This window comes from Bosea sp. BIWAKO-01, from assembly GCF_001748145.1.
GTDB lineage: Bacteria > Pseudomonadota > Alphaproteobacteria > Rhizobiales > Beijerinckiaceae > Allobosea.
The window spans coordinates 5,925,337-5,944,540 of the sequence record NZ_BCQA01000001.1 but is presented as its reverse complement, the minus strand read 5'-3'; the positions used below and the strand labels follow the sequence as shown (position 1 = coordinate 5,944,540).

At 65.5% G+C, this 19,204-nt stretch carries 18 protein-coding genes; 11 read left to right on the top strand and 7 right to left on the bottom strand.

Annotated elements, in window-relative coordinates:
• The first annotated feature begins 47 nt into the window (after nucleotides 1-47).
• The 5 genes from BIWAKO_RS27690 (at nucleotide 48) to BIWAKO_RS27670 (ending at nucleotide 5,414) form a co-directional block, all read left to right on the top strand.
• Complete coding sequence (locus BIWAKO_RS27690) at nucleotides 48-827, top strand: ABC transporter permease (protein WP_201788658.1); 780 nt, start codon at nucleotides 48-50, stop codon at nucleotides 825-827.
• Nucleotides 820-1,731, top strand: a complete 912-nt coding sequence (locus tag BIWAKO_RS27685; protein ID WP_069881384.1) for an ABC transporter permease — start codon at nucleotides 820-822, stop codon at nucleotides 1,729-1,731. Before BIWAKO_RS27690 ends, BIWAKO_RS27685 begins: the two co-directional genes overlap by 8 nt.
• A 5-nt stretch (nucleotides 1,732-1,736) precedes the next feature.
• Nucleotides 1,737-2,774: an ABC transporter ATP-binding protein gene (locus tag BIWAKO_RS27680; protein WP_244523567.1), complete on the top strand. Its 1,038-nt coding sequence runs from the start codon at nucleotides 1,737-1,739 to the stop codon at nucleotides 2,772-2,774.
• Nucleotides 2,752-3,846, top strand: coding sequence for an ABC transporter ATP-binding protein (locus tag BIWAKO_RS27675; protein ID WP_069881383.1), 1,095 nt, complete (start codon nucleotides 2,752-2,754; stop codon nucleotides 3,844-3,846). The genes BIWAKO_RS27680 and BIWAKO_RS27675 overlap by 23 nt, the downstream gene beginning before the upstream one ends.
• A gap of 125 nt (nucleotides 3,847-3,971) precedes the next feature.
• Nucleotides 3,972-5,414 (top strand): S41 family peptidase, encoded by a 1,443-nt coding sequence (locus BIWAKO_RS27670; RefSeq protein WP_069881382.1) that lies wholly within the window; start codon nucleotides 3,972-3,974, stop codon nucleotides 5,412-5,414.
• Between the two features lie 36 nt (nucleotides 5,415-5,450).
• On the opposite strand, the gene BIWAKO_RS27665 is transcribed toward BIWAKO_RS27670, so the two are convergent.
• Nucleotides 5,451-6,329 carry a LysR family transcriptional regulator gene (locus BIWAKO_RS27665; protein WP_069881381.1) on the bottom strand — a complete coding sequence of 293 codons (879 nt, stop codon included), beginning with the start codon at nucleotides 6,327-6,329 and terminating at the stop codon, nucleotides 5,451-5,453.
• A gap of 185 nt (nucleotides 6,330-6,514) precedes the next feature.
• Here BIWAKO_RS27665 and BIWAKO_RS27660 point away from each other — a divergent pair, with 185 nt between their 5' ends.
• Entirely contained in the window at nucleotides 6,515-7,804 is a 1,290-nt protein-coding gene (locus BIWAKO_RS27660; RefSeq protein WP_069881380.1) for a TolB-like translocation protein, read from the top strand.
• Between the two features lie 1,258 nt (nucleotides 7,805-9,062).
• Here the strand turns inward: BIWAKO_RS27660 and BIWAKO_RS27650 are convergent.
• On the bottom strand, nucleotides 9,063-9,380 hold the full coding sequence (locus BIWAKO_RS27650) for a hypothetical protein (protein WP_069881378.1): 318 nt from the start codon (nucleotides 9,378-9,380) through the stop codon (nucleotides 9,063-9,065).
• 441 nt (nucleotides 9,381-9,821) lie between these two features.
• Between BIWAKO_RS27650 and BIWAKO_RS37430 the strand changes: the two genes are divergently transcribed.
• Nucleotides 9,822-10,229 (top strand): helix-turn-helix domain-containing protein, encoded by a 408-nt coding sequence (locus BIWAKO_RS37430; RefSeq protein ID WP_069881377.1) that lies wholly within the window; start codon nucleotides 9,822-9,824, stop codon nucleotides 10,227-10,229.
• Nucleotides 10,226-10,510, top strand: a complete 285-nt coding sequence (locus tag BIWAKO_RS27640; protein WP_069881376.1) for a BrnA antitoxin family protein — start codon at nucleotides 10,226-10,228, stop codon at nucleotides 10,508-10,510. The genes BIWAKO_RS37430 and BIWAKO_RS27640 overlap by 4 nt, the downstream gene beginning before the upstream one ends.
• A gap of 137 nt (nucleotides 10,511-10,647) precedes the next feature.
• Here BIWAKO_RS27640 and BIWAKO_RS27635 read toward each other — a convergent pair whose 3' ends face one another.
• From BIWAKO_RS27635 to BIWAKO_RS27615, 4 genes are all read right to left on the bottom strand, one after another.
• Complete coding sequence (locus BIWAKO_RS27635) at nucleotides 10,648-10,908, bottom strand: DUF7696 family protein (RefSeq protein WP_069881375.1); 261 nt, start codon at nucleotides 10,906-10,908, stop codon at nucleotides 10,648-10,650.
• Nucleotides 10,909-11,651: 743 nt separating this feature from the next.
• The gene (locus BIWAKO_RS27625) at nucleotides 11,652-12,677 is read right to left on the bottom strand and encodes a helix-turn-helix domain-containing protein (protein WP_141740258.1); all 1,026 of its coding nucleotides are present in this window, start codon (nucleotides 12,675-12,677) and stop codon (nucleotides 11,652-11,654) included.
• Between the two features lie 445 nt (nucleotides 12,678-13,122).
• Nucleotides 13,123-15,297 carry a xanthine dehydrogenase family protein molybdopterin-binding subunit gene (locus BIWAKO_RS27620; RefSeq protein ID WP_069881373.1) on the bottom strand — a complete coding sequence of 725 codons (2,175 nt, stop codon included), beginning with the start codon at nucleotides 15,295-15,297 and terminating at the stop codon, nucleotides 13,123-13,125.
• A gap of 11 nt (nucleotides 15,298-15,308) precedes the next feature.
• On the bottom strand, nucleotides 15,309-15,773 hold the full coding sequence (locus BIWAKO_RS27615) for a (2Fe-2S)-binding protein (protein WP_069881372.1): 465 nt from the start codon (nucleotides 15,771-15,773) through the stop codon (nucleotides 15,309-15,311).
• A gap of 483 nt (nucleotides 15,774-16,256) precedes the next feature.
• On the opposite strand from BIWAKO_RS27615, the gene BIWAKO_RS27610 reads away from it, so the two are divergent.
• From BIWAKO_RS27610 to BIWAKO_RS27600, 3 genes are all read left to right on the top strand, one after another.
• Nucleotides 16,257-16,487 carry a hypothetical protein gene (locus tag BIWAKO_RS27610; RefSeq protein ID WP_069881371.1) on the top strand — a complete coding sequence of 77 codons (231 nt, stop codon included), beginning with the start codon at nucleotides 16,257-16,259 and terminating at the stop codon, nucleotides 16,485-16,487.
• 54 nt (nucleotides 16,488-16,541) lie between these two features.
• Nucleotides 16,542-17,462 (top strand): cation diffusion facilitator family transporter, encoded by a 921-nt coding sequence (locus BIWAKO_RS27605; protein ID WP_069881370.1) that lies wholly within the window; start codon nucleotides 16,542-16,544, stop codon nucleotides 17,460-17,462.
• Nucleotides 17,463-18,066: 604 nt separating this feature from the next.
• The gene (locus tag BIWAKO_RS27600; protein ID WP_141740257.1) at nucleotides 18,067-18,372 is read left to right on the top strand and encodes a hypothetical protein; all 306 of its coding nucleotides are present in this window, start codon (nucleotides 18,067-18,069) and stop codon (nucleotides 18,370-18,372) included.
• 12 nt (nucleotides 18,373-18,384) lie between these two features.
• Here BIWAKO_RS27600 and BIWAKO_RS27595 read toward each other — a convergent pair whose 3' ends face one another.
• Entirely contained in the window at nucleotides 18,385-18,945 is a 561-nt protein-coding gene (locus BIWAKO_RS27595; RefSeq protein ID WP_069881368.1) for an NADPH-dependent FMN reductase, read from the bottom strand.
• Nucleotides 18,946-19,204: the final 259 nt, after the last annotated feature.

Here is a 19,204-nt window from a genome sequence, read left to right as displayed (position 1 = left end):
CGCTGGCGGGCAAATGCGGCGATCGCGAGTGCCCCGAGGCCTTCGTCGTGGCCGCAACCGAGGAGTTCAAGCTCGATCAGCCCCTGATCGTCCGCTACGGCTATTATCTCGCCGATCTCGGACGCGGCTATCTCGGGCACTCCTTCACGGGGCGGGACGTGTCGGAGCAACTGCTCGCGGCCTTTCCCGCCACGATCCGCCTGGCACTGCTGGCCGTGCTGATCGAGGTGCTGCTCGGGGTGACGATCGGCGTCTTCGCGGCGCTGCGGCCAGGCAGGACCTTCGACACCACGACCACGCTGATCGGGCTGGTCATCATCGCCTTCCCGGGCTTCGTCGTCGCCAACCTGGCGCAGCTCGTCTTCGGCGTGCGGCTCGGCTGGTTCCCGGTGACGGTGAGCGATCCCACCAGCCTGTACGAGCTGTTGCTGCCGGCGATCGTCCTGGCGCTGGCGCATCAGGTCACGCTGTCGCGGCTGACGCGGTCGGCGGTGATCGAGAGCATGCAAAGCGACTATGTGCGCACTGCCCGCACCAAGGGCCTCAGCGAAGCGCGTGTCGTCGGCGTGCACGCCCTGCGCAACAGCCTGATCCCGGCCGTGACCTATGTCGGCAAGGACATTGGCGGCCTGATGGCCGGGGCCGTCGTCGTCGAGGGGGTGTTCAACATCAGCGGCGTCGGCGGATTGATCGTCCAGTCGATCCGCAGCCATGACGGCATCACCATCGTCGGCGCCGTCACCGTGATCGTGGTCGCCTATCTCGTCATCAATCTCCTCGTCGACCTCTCCTACGCGCTCCTGGACCCACGGATCCATTATGACTGATCTGCTTCAGGCCACGCCGCTCGCTGGCAAAGACGGCGTGGAGCCGCGTCGGCGCAACCGCTCGCTCACCGGCGAGGCGCTGGCTCTCCTCGGCAAGTCGCCGCTCGTCTGGGTCGCGCTCGTGGTGCTCGCGATCCTCGCCGTGATGGCGCTCGCGCCCGGCCTCTTCACCAATGTCGATCCGCAGCGCTGCATCCTGCTGAATTCGCGCAAGCCGCCGGCCTATGGCAGCTGGTTCGGGTTCGACATCCAGGGCTGCGACGTCTTCGCCCGGACGGTCTATGGCGCCCGCGCCTCGTTGTCGGTGGCGCTCCTCGCGACGCTCGGGAGCACCCTGATCGGCGGAGCCCTGGGGCTCGTGGCCGGCTTCAACGGCGGCGTGATCGATGCGGTGATCTCGCGCGTCACCGATGTCGTGCTCGGCCTGCCCACGCTGCTCGGGGCGATCGTCATCCTCGCCACGCTGGGCAATACGGGTGGCGGTGTGCTGCGCCTGGCGCTGGTGCTCTCGCTGCTGGGCTGGGCCACCGAGGCGCGGCTGATGCGCGCCAGCGTGCTGCAGATCCGGAACGCCGAATATGTCCGCGCCGCGCGCGTTGCCGGGGCGAGCAGCACCTGGATCGCGCTGCGCCATGTGCTGCCGAACGCGGTCGCCCCGCTGCTCGTCCTCGCGACGCTCTCGCTCGGCAGCTATGTCGGGACCGAAGCGACGCTCTCCTATCTCGGGCTCGGCCTGCAGCCGCCGACCATCTCCTGGGGCACCGCGATCAGCGATGCCCAGCCCTATCTCGCCAGCGCGCCGCATATGCTGATGTTCCCGAGCCTGGTGCTGACCGTGACCGTCCTGGCCCTGGTCATGCTCGGCGAAGCCGTCCGCCGCGCCTTCGACCCTCGCTCGCGGTGAAAACCATGCCCGGCAGCACGATGACTGGCTTCAAGACAATCAGTGGCGGGGAGCCGCTTCTCGAGGTGGAGGCGCTCTCGGTGGCGCTCGGGCGCGGGCCGCGCGCGGTCCCGATCGTGGCGGACCTGTCCTTTCAGGTGCGCCCCGGCGAGGTGGTCGCCGTGATCGGTGAATCCGGCGCCGGCAAGAGCATGTCCGCCCTTGCGGTCATGGACATCCTGCCGCCGGCCGCAGGCGTGACCGGCGGAAGCATCCGCTTCATGGGCGAGGACCTTTTGACCATGCCGGCGCAGCGGCGGCGGATGCTCCGGGGTTCCAGAATGGCGATGGTGCATCAGGATGCGCCGACCGCGCTCAATCCGGTCTATTCCATCGGCTGGCAGATCGCCGAGATGTTCCGGGTCCATCGCGGGGCGACCGCGGCTGACGCAAGGCGCGAGGCCATCGCCCTGATGAAGAAGGTCGGCCTGCCGAACGCCGAGGAGCGGGCAGGCGCCTATCCGCATCAATTCTCGGGCGGCATGCGCCAGCGCGCCATGATCGCGATGGCGATCGCGCTCGAGCCTGCCTTCCTGATCGCGGACGAGCCGACCACGGCGCTGGACGTCACGGTCCAGCGCCAGATTCTCGACCTGCTCGTCGGCCTCCAGCAGGAGCGCGGCATGGGGCTGCTGCTGATCACCCATGATTTCGGTGTCGTCGCCGAGGTCGCCGACCGTGTCATCGTGCTCTATGCCGGACGCGCCGTGGAGGCGGGGACGCCGGACGAGATCCTGACCAACCCGGCCCAACCCTATGCCAGGGCCCTGGCGGCATGCGTTCCCCATCTCGACAGCAGCGTGCAGACGCTGCCTTCGATCCCCGGCCTGTCAGCCAGCCTCGCGACCGCCGGACCGGGATGCGGGTTCGCGCCGCGCTGCCCGCTGCGCCGGCAGTCCTGTCTCGAGACACGCCCTGCCTTGCGCGAGATCGCGCCCGGCCGGCGCGTCGCATGCCATTTCAGTGAAGAGGTTCTCGCCGATGCCAGCCGTGCCGTCGCCTAGAGCGGCTGACGCCTCGCCGCCGCTGATCGAGGTCAACGGTCTGGTCTGTCACTACCCGGTTCGCGGCGGCCTGCTGCGGCGGCAGGTCGGGGCGATCCAGGCAGTGTCGGACGTCTCCTTTTCGGTCAGGCGCGGGGAAGCGCTCGGCATCGTCGGCGAGTCCGGCTGCGGAAAATCCTCGCTGCTGAACGCCCTGCTGCGCCTGGTGCCGGCCACGGGCGGATCCTTCCTCTACGAGGGCAGCGACGTCCTGCAGATGGACGCGCGCGCATTGCGGCGCTGGCGCCAGGACGTGCAGCTGGTCTTCCAGAATCCGTTCGCATCGCTCGATCCGCGCATGACGGTGCACAAAATCGTCGAGGAGCCGCTGCGCATCGCCGGGCTCTCTCCGCGCGCCTCTGAACGGCATGAGCGCGTTCTGGCGATGCTCGAGAAGGTGGGGCTCGATCCGCAACATGGCGATCGCTATCCGCACCAACTCTCCGGCGGCCAGCGCCAGCGAGTCGGCATCGCGCGTAGCCTCATCCTGGAGCCAAAAGTCCTGTTTCTCGACGAGCCCGTCTCGGCGCTCGACGTCTCGGTTCAGGCCCAGGTGCTCAATCTGCTCGGCGAATTGCGCCGGGACCTCGGCCTGACCTTCGTCTTCATTGGCCACGATCTCTCGGTGGTTCGCTATGTCAGCGACCGGATCGCTGTCATGTATCTCGGCCGTATCGTCGAGATGGGTCCCCGCGACGCCATCTTTGCGCAGCCGCGCCACCCCTACACGATGGCCCTGATCTCGGCGATCCCGCAGGCCAGGGGGCGCGAGGCCAGCCGGCAGCGCCAGCGCATCACGCTCCAGGGCGACCCGCCCAATCCCGCCGATCCGCCCTCGGGCTGCCATTTCCGGACACGCTGCTGGAAAGCCACGGATCTTTGCGCACGCGTTAGCCCGGAACTCACGGCGGATGGTGCGGCGGGCGCGCATCTCGCGGCCTGCCATCATCCCGAGCCGGCCTCGCCGGACGCCGGGATCGGCCTGCCTCCCGGTCGTTCTCCTGCCGCGCCCGAGCTTCGCGAACACCAGTGAAAGGCGGCCGGCGCGGCCGCCCCGGCGATAGCCGAAGCCCATCACGGCAGATGGAATCGGGGCGGGGGGCAGACGGCCCCGTCGACCGTGATCACCACAATCGATCGTCAGAACCGTTGGATGCCATGACCGCCTTCGCAGCCTTCCTGAACAACCGCCTCGTCGAGCCCGGCCCGCTTGAACGACTGATCGCAGCTGAGGAGGCCCGGGCCGATCTGGCGACGCTGCAGGAGATCATTCGCACCCGCCATTCCTATGTGGCGGCAGTCGGCTATCCCTACGAGCGGGCGATCCAGGCTATGGCTGAGCGGCTTCCGGAACGGGTTTCTGTCCGCAATCTCACGCTTCAGGTCCAGAAGCTCGTCCAGCATCTCGGCGATTCACACGCCCAGGTCGTCGACTGGATGCAGGTTCTGCCGGACGGCCATAGCCCGGTCGCGATCGGCGTCGAACACAATCTGGCCTTTGCCTTTGATCCGGACACGCGGCGCCTGCTCGATGGCGCGCATCCGTTCGTCCGCTCGATCGACGGCCTGCCGTTCCTGCAATGGCTGGAGAAAGCCGGCGACATCACGAGCGGCCCCTATGCCTCGCGCTCGCAGCGCCTCACCCGTGCTCTGCGGCTGCTCCGCCATGTGAGCTACATGCGCCGGGAGCTCGGGCTGCGCGATGATCCGAATATCGCATTCGAGCTCTGCGACGCCGGCAATCAGTCGGTCAGGACGGTCCTGGTACCGGTCGCGGCGGCGCCGATGGCGCCCGGGCCCTTGCTGCCGCTGCCGACCGAAAGCGGCATCCGGCCGGGGAATATCGGCTATCTCCGCATCCATTCCCAGAATGACAGCGCGCTGGCTGCACGCATCGACGAGCTGATGGCGCCGCTGCGCGATACGGATGCCCTGATCATCGATGCGCGCCAATGTGGCGGCGGTACGCGGGAGTGCCTGTCGGCGCTCTTTCCCTATTTCATGACGCCGGAGGACGGCCCCTATATCCATAATGTCGCAAGGCTGCGGGCTCCGGTGGAGACCCCGCTGGAAAGCCTCGTCGATCTTCTCAAGGTCGATGACAAGGCGATGTCCTATCGGGCCGACCCCGATCTCCCTGCCGATGACAGGATCGCGCTCGAGGCACTTCTTGCCGGGTTCGAGCCGCAATGGCAGGTGCCGGATGGTGACTTCACCGACTGGTATTTCGGGGTGCTGCGCGCGGTTGCCGGCAAGCCGCACTATGACCGGCCGGTCTATGTCCTGATGGACTGGGGCGTAGGCAGCGCCGGCGACATCTTCGTGTCGACCTTCAAGGGCTGGCGGAACGTCACGCTGGTCGGCTCGGCCAGCAACGGGCGCAGCGGCAACAGCATCCCGTTCCTGCTGCCGCAGAGCCGCATCAGGGTGCGGCTCTCGACGATGGCCTCCTTCCAGAAGAGCGGGGAGATGTATGACGGTTTCGGCATCGCCCCCGATATCGCCATGGAAGCCCGGATGTCGGATTGGCTCGGTAAAACCGACACGATCCTCGACCGGGTCCTGGCCATGGCGCGCAAGGGCAGGCCGCAGGCGTTATGACGGCCGGCATCGCGCGATGCGTCTTCCCCGGGATGCCTATGACACGAGCATCTCGGAAAAGGCCTTGGTCAGCATGGACGGCGCCATGGTGATCGATTGCGCCAGCAACACCTCGACCGGGATCGGCGGGTTCAGGTCCTTGATCGCGAACTGTCCCGAGAAAGTATTGGCGATGAACGGATTGACGACGCCGATCCCGACGCCGGCCGCGACCAGCGCGCAAATGGTGATCGATGAATTGGTCTCAACCGCGACATCCTCGGGATAGCCGTTCTCGCCCAGCAATTCCCGCATCCGGATGACGATGTTGTCGGAGTCGTTGAGCAGGATCAGCCTGAAGCGCTGGAGCGTGTCGAGATCGACAGAGGGCAGGCGGGCGAGTTCATGGTCGTGGGGCACGATGCAGACGGCCTTGGCCCGGGCAATCGTCGAGCATTGAAACAACGCCGTATCCATCGCCCCGGTGGTGAGGGCGAGGTCGATCAGCTCCTGGCGCAGATGGTCTTCGAGCTGGGGCGTCGCCTCGGTCTGCAGGCTGATGAAGGTGCCGGGGAAGCGCTGCATGAAGCGCTCGATCACCTTCGGCAGCAGCCCGGTGGCGAGCGTCGGCGTGCTGCCGATACGCAGCACGCCTGCACCCGATTTCCTGAGGATGCCGACCACGGTTTCGATCTTCGCGAGCCCTTCGAAATGCTTGCGGACCGACTGGTAGAGATGGCGCCCTTCGCGCGTCGGGCGCAGCCGCCCGTGATGGAGCTCGAAGAGCTGCACGCCAGTGGCCTGCTGCAGGTCGGCGAGCTTGCGGCTGATCGAGGGCTGGGTGGTGTTGAGCGCGATCGCGGCCTTGGTCGTCGTGCCGGTTTCCATGACCGTCTTGAAGACCTGAATCTGTTGGAAGTTCAGTGGCCTGCCCATAAAACCTCGTCCTCCCCAGCATCTGAATCAGTGTATATCATTTCTGTATAAAGACGTTTCAAAAAAGAATTTTTCGTATTCCCCCGAAACCATATTCTCGGCGCCTGTTCGCTTCGCCGGCTCGGCGGAAACAACCGCTACGGGCGGCGCTCCGCCCGGACCTCTCGAGAGCACAAGTGACGCCGATGCATAGTCTGGTTCAACCGATCCCGCGAACCTGTCCGATCTCGCGGATCGGCAACGGCGCCGGCCATCACTTCTTCGGCTATTACGACAAGACCAATTGGGGCGCAGGGAACCGCATCCTGCTCGGGCACCGCGTCGCTGCGCGCGATTTCGAGCTCGCGCCCGACAGCGTCGCCGAGATCGGCTATTTCGACCTGGCAGGCAGCGGCGAGTTCCATGTCTGCGGCCGCACGACAGCCTGGAACTGGCAGATGGGCAGCCAGCTGCAATGGCTCGACGCGGCACGCAGCGAGAGGCTGATCTATAATATCCGCACCGATGGAAGCACTGGCCTCTATCCCGGCTTCGGTTCCGTCATCTTCGACCGCGCCAGCGGCTGCTCGCGCCAGTTGGACACGCCGATCTATGTCGCGGCCCCGAATGGTCGCTACGCGCTGACCGTCGACTATGAACGGCTCTACGTCACCCACAAGACGATCGGCTATGCCGGCCTCGCCGGGCGCCGCGCCGACCTGCAGCCTTGCCCGGGGGATGACGGCATCCACCGTCTCGATCTCGAGACCGGGGAAACCAGGCTGCTCGTCAGCTATGCCGATCTGAAGGCGCTGGATCACCGCCCGTCGATGGCCAAGGCGATCCACTGGGTCAGCCATATCGAGATCAACCCGTCCTCCAACCGCATCCTCTTCCTGCATCGCTGGACCGAGCGCGTCGAGGACGAGACCTGTTTCCTGCATCGGCTGATCACCATGGATCCCGATGGCGGCTCGATCAGGCTGCTGGAGTGCTCGGACCATCCGCTGCCGCAGCTGCAGGACGACTTCGACCCGACCGCGGTCGGCACCTTCGACTACGAGAAGTCCGAATATCAGATCTCCCATCCGCTCTGGCGCGATGATGATCACATCATCGTCTGGGGGCCGCATGCAGGCGCGATCCACTACCATCTCTACGAGGATGCCGAGCCTGCCCTTGTCTCCATCGTCGGCAAGGGCGTGCTGACCGAAAATGGGCACATGACCTATTCGCCGGTCGATCAGCGCTGGCTGCTGACCGACACCTATCCCGACCCTGTCAGCAATGAGCGGATCCTGATCCTCTACGACGTCGCCAACGACATCCGCTACGATATCGGCACCCTTTATGCCGACCCGAAGCTGACGAAGGAGAACCGCTGCGACCTGCATCCGCGCTGGAGCCAGGACGGCCGCACCGTCTGCATCGATTCGATGCACGAGCATGAGCGGCAGATCTATGCGATCGACGTCTCGTCGATCGTCGGGGCGTGACCTGAAGGCTGCTTCGCCAGGACGGCGGCTCCTCCCTGTCGCGACGCCGATCCCGGCGCAGTTGCCGTCCAATCCCGCCGCGGGCGGCGGGCCTTCATCGAGATGAGGGCCTGCCATGAGCAGGTTCGACCAAACCTGGCGCGTTCTTGCGGCCGGCGGGCTGTATTGTTGACGCAACGTGAGGAAAAAAGCCCGCGGCTCGCCCTTGGCCGATATTGCAACCCAGGGGCGCATCTGCAGGAATGAACTGCAGCTTGCGATCCAGCATCCAGGCCACGGCGTTCTGCGGGCAGGAAATGGGGGGCATTGTGACGTTGGCTAAGTTGCGAGCGCTTTTCATAGTTCATGAGAGCAGATTTAGAGCGCTTGCCATAGCTCATGAGAAGAGCTTCAGGATGCTGTTTGGTCAAACCTTTATGATGGTCTTGACCTTGCTCTATCTCATTATGTTCGACGTAGAGTCTTGGGGGGAGACTTTGCAGTTTATGACTTTTATCGGTGTGAGCGCGGGTGTGGGGTCGTTCCTGGCGGATAAGGTCGTCTCCTGATCGATGCAGAGACTGCTCGCCCTTGGCGGGCGGCGCCTGTCTGTGCTGTGAAGGTCCAAGAGGGGCCGCCCAGGGGCCCTTGGGGCGTGCCCCGGTTCTGACCCGGCTGCTCTGAATCCCGCCGCCAGCCGTCTGGCTGTCACTCTAGTATTCGCGGAATGTCCTGGCATTCGGGGGAGGGGGCGGCAAGAAATCGACCTGCGATTGCATTCTGGCGCTGCGTCCCAGGTGTGGCGCTTAAGCAACTGGCGCCGAATACTTGCGCCTCTGCAAGCCGAATTCGTGCGTTTCTGCTTGTCCTTTGCCGGCAACGGCGCCAGCCTCCGCCCCGTCGTTTGAGTGTGCGTGAGGGAGTTGCCCATGAATGCGCAATCAAGATCCGACCTGACGATGACGCGTTGTCACTGGGTTCTGTTCCGGACAGCGATCGTCGTGATCCTCGCAGCAGCCGTGTTGGCGCCGCTGACCCGGTGACAGGACAGCGCCGGCACGCTGCTGGATAAGATGCCCCGATCCGGTCGGCATATCTGGATCGGGGTCATGATCGCGAACATTCTCGTGGTCTACGCGTTCGCGCATCCGTTCCGGATCATGTTGCTCCGCGCGCTGGGCTATTGAGCGGCGCAACGCGGCATGCGGCGGCAGGCTTGCGCGGGCTCCGCCGGCCTTCCGCGCCGCGCGCAGAGGCTACGCGAACGAGGCGAGCTGGATCACGCTTCGGCGGCTCTCAGTGCGAGCGGGTTTCCTGACCCGGCGAGGGGATCGGCCGCCAGTGCGACGGCGCACGGGTCAGGCGGCACGAGCTTGCCGCCAAGGTGTTCATGGAAGGCGTGGGCGAGGCTCGCCTCGCGAAAACAGATCCGTATGGCGCCCTCGTCCCGCTTCACCGAGACGACGCGGTACATGATCTTCCAGCGCTCGAGCCAGGAGTCCATCTCCTCGAGCCTACAGAGGAAATCGTCGCCCTCGGCAACGAGCAGGACCTGATGTCGCCAGGGCCTTGTGGGCGTTTCGTCCCCCGCAATCATCGCGTCACCTGCACACGGGTCGTGACTGCGCCATCGCCGCCGTTCGTCCCGTTCAATGGTCGATCCTACATCCGCCTCGCTGACATTTCGCTGACAGGTCGTGTCAGCTTCGCGCGCAGGAGTTCCTGATAGATCGCGCCACTTCCAAGGGGGCGAACTTCGTCCGCTTGATCGTGACGAGACCGGGGACGAGCTCGACCGGACGCGGGGCTCAACGCCCGCCCGCCAAGCAATCCATGGGCTCCTGGGGGGGCATTTTCACCAGTTCGGGTTCGGAGACAGCCGGATTGACGCGGAACGAGGCGCCCTCCCAGGGCGCTCCTTGGTTTTCAACAATGTCCCTCCCAGCCAAAGACCCGGTCGCGAACATCGTGATCAAGGAAACTTGATATTAATCGTATATGGTGATAATACCACCATATGAAATCATATCAATGCCGAATGGCCCGTGCGGCCCTGAACTGGAGCATGCCCGAGCTGGCGCAGAAGGCAGGCGTCGGCGTCAATACCGTCAACCGCTTCGAGGCCGGCCAGGATGCAAGGATGAGCAGCGTCGAGAAGATGCAGGCCGCCTTGTCCGAAGCCGGCATCATCTTCATCGCCGAGAATGGCGAGGGGGCGGGCGTGCGGCTGCGGAAAGGCTTTGTGCCCACAATTGTCCCGACAGCGTCACATGCCTCGCTCAAGGTCAGCGCCAGCACGGTGCGAGCCCGCGCCGCTCGCGCGGCGGACCACGCCATGAGCGAGATGGACGCAAGCACGGCAGAGAAGACGGAACGCCGCGAGCGATTGACCAACGAGCCTGACGTCGTCAGGAAAGCCCGCAGCAAGAGCAGGGACGCATCATGAGTATCGACAGACCGCGCCGGCCGACCAGCGCCCGCGACCAGGCGGAAGCCCTGTTCAAGCCGGCCGCACCGAAGGCGCCGCCGGTGATCCAGAAGCGGCCCGCGCTTCCCGGCGCCAAGGAGATGGTGACGCTGCGGATCGATCGCGATGTGCTCGATCATTTCCAGGGCGGCGGACCGGGTTGGCAGGACCGCGTCAATGACGCGCTGCGCCAGGCCGCGGGCCTCGTCGGCGATGACACGCTGAAGACCGAGGATCTCAACTCGTCGAATGACGGCTGAGACGAGCGGCGACGAGCCACGCCGCGAGAGCATGCTGCGAAAGCGCGGCAACGGTCTTTCGCGCTGAGCATGCTCTGAAATATTGGATTCTATCGCATTTTCTGCATTTAGACGATTTCGTCCAAATCCGGCGTGATCTAGGTCTTGTTCTTGAGACCGTGCAGGCGGATGATTTCGGCGCGAAGCTTGGCCACCGCCGCTTCGCCGCGGACGCCCTTGATGCCGCGCTCTTCGCGATCGGTTGAGCCGGGAACGCCATCGAGGAAGGTGTTGCGCTTCGCGGTCGGCATCGCCAGCAGATAGGCGATCTCGCATTCGTGCCGCCACTCTTCCGACGAGGTCGAGACTTCGCGCCCGGCGAGATGGGACCAGGCGAGGGAAGGGGCAGGGGCAGACAAGGCGAATCTCCTGAGGCGATGAGGCTCAGCCTTAGCCATTCCGGCGGGGCCGTGACGAGCCCGATCGTCCGGGCATCCTCACATGTTTCTGTCGAGCTGCGGGTTCAGCGGCCGCATCCGCGTTCGGTTCGCGATCGCGATGGAAACCTGGAATCCCGAGCCCGACCTCCGGTAATGACGACTGGCGCTGCGCCTGTTTCCTGATCGCGCGCCGCTCGCGATTGCGCCGCCTCGCGCCGGTGCCTTGCCAGCCACCGAGCATGTCGAAGACCTCCTGACCGTCCCATGGTGCGTCCTCGTGCGAGCGCCGCTTCGCCAGCGTGACCAAGGCCCATGCCTTGCGGAGAGCCTGGCCCAGATAGGAAGGCTGCGTCGGCACGGGGGGCTCCCCAGGCGCTCCACGATCTTGCGGCTTCTGCATGAAATCGTCGCGCCCCACCCGGTACTTGTCGCTCGCGCCTTCTTGCCGAAGGCTGGTCTTGCTTGTCTTCGGGCAGATCGACCCGGCCTCTGGGGTCAGCCGGGAGGCTTCGGATCCGATCCGCAACGCTCGATCCCCGATATCGACCGCGCTGTCACGGCCCCGAACCGGGAGGAGCCACGCATTGGGACGTCGGGTCATCAAGATGAGATCGGCAGGCAAGGCGCGGGCAGCGCCGCTTCGGTAGAGCTTGAGGGCAGTCCAGTGCCGAGAGGCTCGGAAGGGGCGCCGACGATGAGAATGCAGGCCCGGAAACGCCGGTTCAGACGCGCGATGAGCGCCCTCGTCCTGCCCCTGCCCAGTCTCCGGTGCGAGCCGTGGCGAGCCAGGCTTCGGCTGTCGAACCCTCGGTTCCCACTTCGTCCTCCGCCCAGCCCAGATAGGCCAGGCTGCCATGCGCGTGCAGGGTCGAGGCCTGTGCCGCGCTTGGGCTCATGCCATAGCGCTTCCGGAACGCACGGCTGAAATGGGCCTCGCTGCGAAATCCGTGCTGATGCGCGACGGCCGAGATTTTCAGCTTTCCCGCAGACCTGATCATCACCTGCAGGCTGGCGCTCAGCCTGATGCCGAGCAGCCAGCGCCGCACGCCGCCATGAGCCTCAAAGGCACGGAACAGTTTCGAGCGCGATACGCCCAGCGCGGCCATCAGGTCGTCGGGGCCGAAATCCGGGTCGGACAGCCTGCCTCGGGCGAGCCGATGGGCGCGATCGAAGAGGGGGACATCCTCGCGCTCCCGCCTCGGCGCCCCGGTGGGAAGGGCGGCTGCGGCAAAGCGCAGGATGCCGTCGACGGCCGATTGTGCCTGGTCGACGCTGAGCCCGTCGATATGCTCCACCAGCGACCGGATCAGGGTGCCGAGAAGCTTACCCGCGCTGCTATGGGCCGAGAGCGCCATGCCATGCACATCGCCCTGAAGTCCGGCCGGCGCGCTGGCTCTGTCGAAGGTGAGCGTGATCCCCTCATAGCCCGGCGTACGGGATTCATAGGGCAGCGAATAGTCGACGGCGACGACGTCGCCCGGGCCATGGCTGCGCTTGCGTCCGTCATAATCGGCGACTGCGCTTCCGCTTGTCAGCACATAGAGCGACATCTGGGAGATCGGCCGGTCGTCGATGACGCGCTGGGTCCGGGACATCGACATGGCCGATCCGCCATTGACCTGCACGAAGGCCTCGGGGAGCTGCCAGGAGCGGCCGTGAAAATCGAACAGGGCCGGGTCTGCATCGGCCGGTATGGCGCAGTCGACCAGGCGCGACAGCGCCGTCTTCCAGGCGGCGAAACACTCCATGCCTGGGGGGAACGGCCAGACGATGCTGCGCGAGGCGCATGTTGGCGAATGGGTCTCGGGCCTGGGCAGGGGCGCCGGCCAGGGCCATCCCCCGAGAGGGCGGCCGATCCCGCCGCCCTGCGCAATGCGGGGAGAGAACGGTGAGGGAACGATCTGCGCGGCGCTGGGCCGATTTGCAATATTCATGTTTCCCCCGCGAATCCCATTGCCCATCACTGGGAATGAGGCGACTTGGGAGAAATCCTAGTCCAGGTAGCGTATTCGCTGGCGTTAATCCGGCGTTACACGGTCGTTAATCTTGCGCGCCGGGCTTTCAGGACGTGCGGATGTGGCTTTGGAGCGACTGGTATCGCCGGACCGTCGCAGCAGGCGCGATGTCGGTGGACGTACCGAGCAGCCCTGCCGCATGGGACGGGGCAGGGCACCGCCGGGGGGCTGCTGCTGATCATCCCGCCATCAGCATCTCGGGCTTGATCGGCAGCTTGCGGAGCCGGATGCCGGTGGCCGCATGGACTGCATTGAGCACGGCGGGCGCGAGCGCCGAGGTGCCGGGTTCGCCAAGGCCGCCAGGGGCCTCGCTACTCCCAACGATCTCGATCTCGATCGTCGGGGCCGCATCGATGCGCAGCATCTGGTAGCTGTCGAAATTGCTCTGCTCCACCCTGCCATTCCTAAGGGTGATCTCGCCGTACAGGGCCGCGGTGATGCCGAAGACGACGCCGCTCTCGATCTGCGCCGCGATGGTGTTGGGATTGACTGCGACCCCGCAATCGACGACCGCGACGACGCGGTCGACATGGACATCGCCGCTCTTCGAGACCGTCACCTCGGCGACCTCGGCGAGATAGCTGCCGAAGGATTGCGACAAGGCGATGCCGCGCCCCTGGCGTGGCCCCAGCGGTTTGGCCCATCCTGCCTTCTGCGCGGCACGTTCCAGCACATGGAGCGCACGCGGATTTCCAGCCAGAAGGGCGCGTCGATACTCGACCGGGTCCTTCTTCGCGGCCGCGGCGAGTTCGTCGATGAAGCTCTCGACCACATAGACATTATGGGTCGGACCGACGCCGCGCCAGAACGCGGTCGGAATACCCGGAGGTTCGACCCGGACATAATCGACATGCATGTTTGCAATGGCGTAGGGGATTTCCGCTGCTCCTTCGACCGCGTCGGGATCGACGCCGTCCTTGACGGCCGACGGGAAGTAGCGGGCCATGATCGACGAGCCGGCGATGCGGTGGTTCCAGGCGACCGGCATGCCCTGGGCATCGAGCCCGGCGCTCATGCGGTCATAGTAATACGGCCGGTACATGTCGTGCTGGATGTCCTCTTCCCGGCTCCAGACAACCTTGACCGGGCCCTTGGATTGCTTGGCGATGAGCGCCGCCTGGGCGATGAAATCGACTTCGAGCCGGCGCCCGAAACCGCCGCCGAGCAGGTGGTTGTGAACCCGCACCTGCTCCGGCTTCAGCCCGAGATGTTTCGAGACGACGAGCTGGGCGATATCGGGTACCTGCGAACCGACCCAGATATCGCAGCCGTCGCTCGTGACCTCGGCGGTGCAGTTGATCGGCTCCATCGTGGCGTGGGCCAGGAACGGGGCCTCGTAGATCGCCGCAACCCTGGTCGCGGCCTTGGCGAGGGCGGCGATCGCGTCACCTTCATTTGTGGCAACGGCGCCGGGTCTTTCCGAAGCCGTTGCCAGGGCGGCCACGATGTCGGCCATGGAGGTGGCCGCATGCGGTCCATCCTCGAACCTGACGGCGCAGGCCTCGAGGCCCTGCTTCGCCGCCCAATAGTGATCGGCGATGACGGCGATGGCGTTGTCGAGCTTCGCGACCTGATGGACGCCCGGAACCTTGAGCGCCGCCGCCTCATCGAAGGATGCGACCGTGCCGCCGAACACAGGAGACGCGGCGACGGTGGCGATCTTCATGCCAGGCAGCCTGACGTCGATGCCGTAGATCGCCGTGCCGTTGACCTTGGCCGAAGCATCGAGCCGCTTGGCCGGCGTGCCGATGATCCGGAAGCTGCCGGGATCCTTGAGCGTGACATCGCTCGGGACAGTAAGCTTGGCCGCGGCGTCCACGAGCTCGCCATAGCCGATCCGGCGGCTGCTTGCAGCGTGGACGACATAGCCCGGCTGCGTCGTCAGACTGCCAGCATCCGCGTTCAGCCTGGCCGCGGCTGCGGCAATCAGCATCTTTCGCGCGGCGGCACCGGCGTGGCGCAGCGGCAGATAGAATGCGCGGATCGAAGTCGAGCCGCCCGTCATCTGCACGCCGGAGATCAGGGGATTGCCGTAGAGCTTTGCATTCGCAGGGGCAGGTTCGACCACGACATGGCTCATGTCGACGTCGAGTTCCTCGGCGACCAGCATCGGCAGCGACGTGTAGGTGCCCTGACCCATCTCGATCATCGGGGAGATGACGGTCACCTTTCCCATGCGGTCGATGCGGATGAAGGCTCCGGGCGCAAAGGGTTTCGCTTGCGCGAGCTCGGCTGGCTGGGCACCCACCTGCAAGGGCCAGCCGATCATCAAGCCACCGCCGACGGCAGCGCTGGCATGGAGGAACGACCGACGCGAAACGACGTGATCCCCGAGATTTTCTGCATGTGCCATGGCTCTGGCCCTCACCGCGCGCCAGCGATGGCCGCGGCCTGCTTGATGGCTTCGCGAATGCGCAAATAGGTGCCACAGCGACAGATATTGCCGGACATGGCGGCGTCGATATCGGCGTCGGTGGGCTTTGGGTTGCCGGCGAGGAGCGCGCTCGCCGACATGATCTGCCCGGATTGGCAGTAGCCGCATTGCACGACTTCCAGGTTCAACCAGGCTGCCTGGATCGCCTTGCCGGCTGGTGTCGCGCCGATCGCTTCGATCGTCGTAACGGACATTCCCGCGGCATCGCTGATCGCCGTGATACAGGAGCGGGTCGGCTCGCCGTCGATATGAACGGTACAGGCGCCGCATTGGGCGATACCGCACCCGAATTTGGTTCCGGTCATGCCGAGAATATCCCGGATCACCCAGAGCAGCGGCATGTCGTCGGGAGCGTCAACCGAGAGGGAGTGGCCGTTTATGGTGAGATCATGCATCGCGCATCCTCCTCGGCCTGCCCTGGTCGTGCTGATGAAGCTGTCTATCCGGCACCATGCCCATTCCGTGGGCTCGGAAGTCTGCGGCCGGAAACCCCCGATGGAGCCATCGGCACGCCAGGCGATCTCCCGAGCGCGTTGGCAAATCGTTGGCTGATCAGAGGCGCAGGACGGAGCATGAGATTCGCCGATCAGGCGTCATCGCAGGACGGACTGCGCCCCCAAAACATGGCGGGAGTATGGAAGGGGAACGGGAAGGGGAAGGGGAAGGGGAAGGGGAAGGGGAAGGGTGGGCGGCGGCATCGGGACTGCGCCCCTGCGATCAGGTCCCGGTGCGGCGCCGCTCCTGGACCGGGCTGGCCTCCGCTCCCGTCCCCTGGCCGGCCTTCGACGCTGCGCGCTTGCGTTCCGCTCCCGGGCGCAACGGAACCAGCGCCACGCCCCAACAGTTACGCTTCGACACGCAACGGAGGAGTGAGCCCCATGAGACCCGTCGACGTGATCGCAAAATACGCCGGCGTCGAGATCGGCGTGCTGCTCCGTGCGCGTGACAAACATGCGGGCGAAGCCGAGACTGTCTACTGGATGGAGTATCCATCGATCGAACACGCCCTGGAGGCCGTCGCGGAGGACCTGTTCGAGGGGCGGGTGGAACAGATCACGGCAGATGGCGAGCCGCTGACCCAGGACGAAGTGAGTACGTTGACGCATTAGCGCGGCGCCGGGCGAGCCCGTCGGCACTGACCGAACCAGGCGGGGATCACCGGCATGGCAGCACATACCGGCTCGCACAAGGTGATCTACGCCGCCCTCGCTGGAAATCTGCTGATCGCCGTGACGAAGTTCGGGGCGGCCGCCTTTACCGGCAGCTCGGCGATGCTGTCCGAGGGCATCCATTCGCTGGTCGACACCGGCAATGGCCTGCTCCTGCTCTATGGCCTGAGGCGCGCGGCGCGCCCGCCTGACGCCTTGCATCAGCTCGGCCACGGTCGCGAACTCTATTTCTGGAGCTTCATCGTAGCCCTGATGGTCTTTGCCGTCGGGGCCGGCGTGTCGTTCTATGAGGGTGTCATCCATATCCTCGACCCCCGCCGCGCGACGAACCTGCTGGTGAACTACGTCGTGCTCGGGCTGTCGCTCGTCTTCGAAGGCTATTCCTGGCGCGTCGCTCTCAAGCAGTTCCAACGGACAAAGGGCAAGCTCGGCTACCTCGACGCGGTCCGGCAGAGCAAGGACCCGACCGTCTTCTCCGTTCTCTTCGAGGATTCCGCGGCCTTGATCGGCCTTGCCATCGCATTCGTCGGCATCACGGCGGCCGCATGGTTCGATCAGCCGATCCTGGATGGCGTCGCCTCGCTCGGCGTCGCGGCCGTTCTGGGAACCACCGCCATCTTTCTCGCCCGCGAGAGCAAGGCGCTGCTGCTCGGGGAGGCCGCGACCCCGGAGGTTCAGCGCGCCATCCTGGAGATCGTCCGCGCCGACGAAGAGGTCAGGACGGTCAATGGCATGACGACGGTCCATCTCGGTCCCAACGAGATCGTCGTCGCCCTGAGCCTCGAGTTCGAGGATGACCTGACCACGAGCGGGATCGAGGCCAGCGTCGAACGGATCGAAAGGCGGATCCGTGCGACCGAACCCGCCGTGACCTCCGTCTTCATCAAGCCCAGGGCCGCAGTCAGGCGGGCCTGAGGCCTCGCCAACGCTCTGAAAGGACATCCTTGGCGACGGGGGCTGGAGATCTCGGCTCGTTTGGGGCTGAACGGAGCGCTCCCGGCCGCTTTCACGTGCTGGCGTTCTGTCTTCTTGGCACTGCGGACACGGGTGCGGAAACCCTGGCCGTATTGGCTGTCTGGTGCTGCTCCGGCGCCCGACGCGTATAGTGCAGCGCAGCCGTTCTGAGCCGTCGCAATTCTATCGTTCGGATCGGGCTTGGCGGCTTGCTTTCGAGCTGTCCGATCCGTTCGCAAACCAAGCGGAACTCCCGATCTGTCCGGATGACAAGCAAGATGGGAAACTCGGGCATAGGCGAGGCCTCCAGCGTGGCTGTATCCCCAATCCATTGGAGTGTGCAGCGCTCGATCGGTTCCTGGCAAGCCTTCAAAATTGCGTCCCGGCATAGCACCGGATGCGGTTCGGCTGACAGAGCGCTGCGCCATTTTTCCGTTCCCCCGAGGCTACGATGCCCGGCCCCGATCCGCCCGCGAATGGACCCGGCGCCTGACCTTGGGGAACATCGGAGACGGCAGGGAACATGCGAGCCGCCCGATCGTTGAGTTCAGGGAGTGGCGTTGCGGTGTCGAAGATGGGTGTTCTGCCGAAAGCGTATCATCCGAGATGGCGGGCCAGCTGGTCCTTTGGTCGCAAGGCGATCCTGCCGGCACGCCCGCGCTCGATCGCAGCCATGCCGACCGAACTCTACCGCGAGCCCTGCGAGGACGGTGACGGCAACCGGTATACCGTGATTGTCTGGCGTCTTTACCCCGGCCTGAGCAGCACCTCGTATACGCTCGATACTGGCGCCCTGGTGACCTATGTCGACGAGCGCAGCTTCGAGATCGACCGGACAGGCGTGATCATCACACGGCTGGATTGTCTGTAGGCTCAGGGGCCTTCAGCGCGCCTGCGACGTCGCGAAAGCGGAAAAGCCGACCAGAAAGGCGCGCAAGCGATCCCGGGTAGCAAGATCGTTCAGTTCGCCCGCTTCATCGAACACAGTCTGCGCGCGCGAGACCAGCATGCGTCCCTCGAACCAGGGACGGGTGCCGAGCGTCCGCAACACCGGCAGCCAGGCCTCCTGTGCCAGCACGGTGCCGAAGCCGCCCATGGAGGCGCCAAGAGTGGCGATGGGGCGGCCACCGAAGAGCGGGCCGATATCGCTCGCCGGGCGGGACAGCCAGTCGATCGCGTTCTTCATCACGCCGGGGATCGAATTGTTATATTCCGGCGTGAACAGGATCAGCCCGTCAGCCTCAGCAAGTTGCCGCTTCAGGACCTGAACTGCAGGCGGAATGCCGGTCTCGGCCTCGTCATCGGCATTGTAGAGCGGGATACCGGCAATGCTGCCTTCGACCAGTTCCGCCCCGTCAGGCATCGACGCCTGGGCCGCCCGCAGCAGGGCGCTGTTGTAGGAGCCGCGTCGCAGGCTGCCGGAAATCCCGAGAATGCTGACCATTGCCTGTTTCCCTTGGCACGTGCTGCGGCGGATGTCGGGGCGGAATACCGGTTGCCGGCACCGCCGGCTAGCCACGCCGCTTCAAGGGCCACCAGCTAGATGTGGAACGCTCCTGGCAGGTCGATCGTCGCATGGGGTGCGATCGGGCCGTTCGCCCCGGCCTATGCGCCAGCCATTCGGGATCGGGGTCTGGGGAGGATGCCGATGGCGGCCCGATGACGGGCAGTACCAGCCGAGCGGCGCGTCACACCCGCCAGCG

What these genes read in the sequence shown, in the direction of transcription:
- BIWAKO_RS27595 (WP_069881368.1), bottom strand. Translation starts at nt 18,945, where the DNA reads ATGGTCAGCATTCTCGGGATTTCCGGCAGCCTGCGACGCGGCTCCTAC.
- BIWAKO_RS27680 (WP_244523567.1), top strand. Translation starts at nt 1,737, where the DNA reads ATGCCCGGCAGCACGATGACTGGCTTCAAGACAATCAGTGGCGGGGAG.
- BIWAKO_RS27670 (WP_069881382.1), top strand. Translation starts at nt 3,972, where the DNA reads ATGACCGCCTTCGCAGCCTTCCTGAACAACCGCCTCGTCGAGCCCGGC.
- BIWAKO_RS27640 (WP_069881376.1), top strand. Translation starts at nt 10,226, where the DNA reads ATGAGTATCGACAGACCGCGCCGGCCGACCAGCGCCCGCGACCAGGCG.
- BIWAKO_RS27660 (WP_069881380.1), top strand. Translation starts at nt 6,515, where the DNA reads ATGCATAGTCTGGTTCAACCGATCCCGCGAACCTGTCCGATCTCGCGG.
- BIWAKO_RS27665 (WP_069881381.1), bottom strand. Translation starts at nt 6,329, where the DNA reads ATGGGCAGGCCACTGAACTTCCAACAGATTCAGGTCTTCAAGACGGTC.
- BIWAKO_RS37430 (WP_069881377.1), top strand. Translation starts at nt 9,822, where the DNA reads ATGGCCCGTGCGGCCCTGAACTGGAGCATGCCCGAGCTGGCGCAGAAG.
- BIWAKO_RS27675 (WP_069881383.1), top strand. Translation starts at nt 2,752, where the DNA reads ATGCCAGCCGTGCCGTCGCCTAGAGCGGCTGACGCCTCGCCGCCGCTG.
- BIWAKO_RS27685 (WP_069881384.1), top strand. Translation starts at nt 820, where the DNA reads ATGACTGATCTGCTTCAGGCCACGCCGCTCGCTGGCAAAGACGGCGTG.
- BIWAKO_RS27625 (WP_141740258.1), bottom strand. Translation starts at nt 12,677, where the DNA reads ATGGAGTGTTTCGCCGCCTGGAAGACGGCGCTGTCGCGCCTGGTCGAC.
- BIWAKO_RS27605 (WP_069881370.1), top strand. Translation starts at nt 16,542, where the DNA reads ATGGCAGCACATACCGGCTCGCACAAGGTGATCTACGCCGCCCTCGCT.
- BIWAKO_RS27615 (WP_069881372.1), bottom strand. Translation starts at nt 15,773, where the DNA reads ATGCATGATCTCACCATAAACGGCCACTCCCTCTCGGTTGACGCTCCC.
- BIWAKO_RS27610 (WP_069881371.1), top strand. Translation starts at nt 16,257, where the DNA reads ATGAGACCCGTCGACGTGATCGCAAAATACGCCGGCGTCGAGATCGGC.
- BIWAKO_RS27650 (WP_069881378.1), bottom strand. Translation starts at nt 9,380, where the DNA reads ATGATTGCGGGGGACGAAACGCCCACAAGGCCCTGGCGACATCAGGTC.
- BIWAKO_RS27620 (WP_069881373.1), bottom strand. Translation starts at nt 15,297, where the DNA reads ATGGCACATGCAGAAAATCTCGGGGATCACGTCGTTTCGCGTCGGTCG.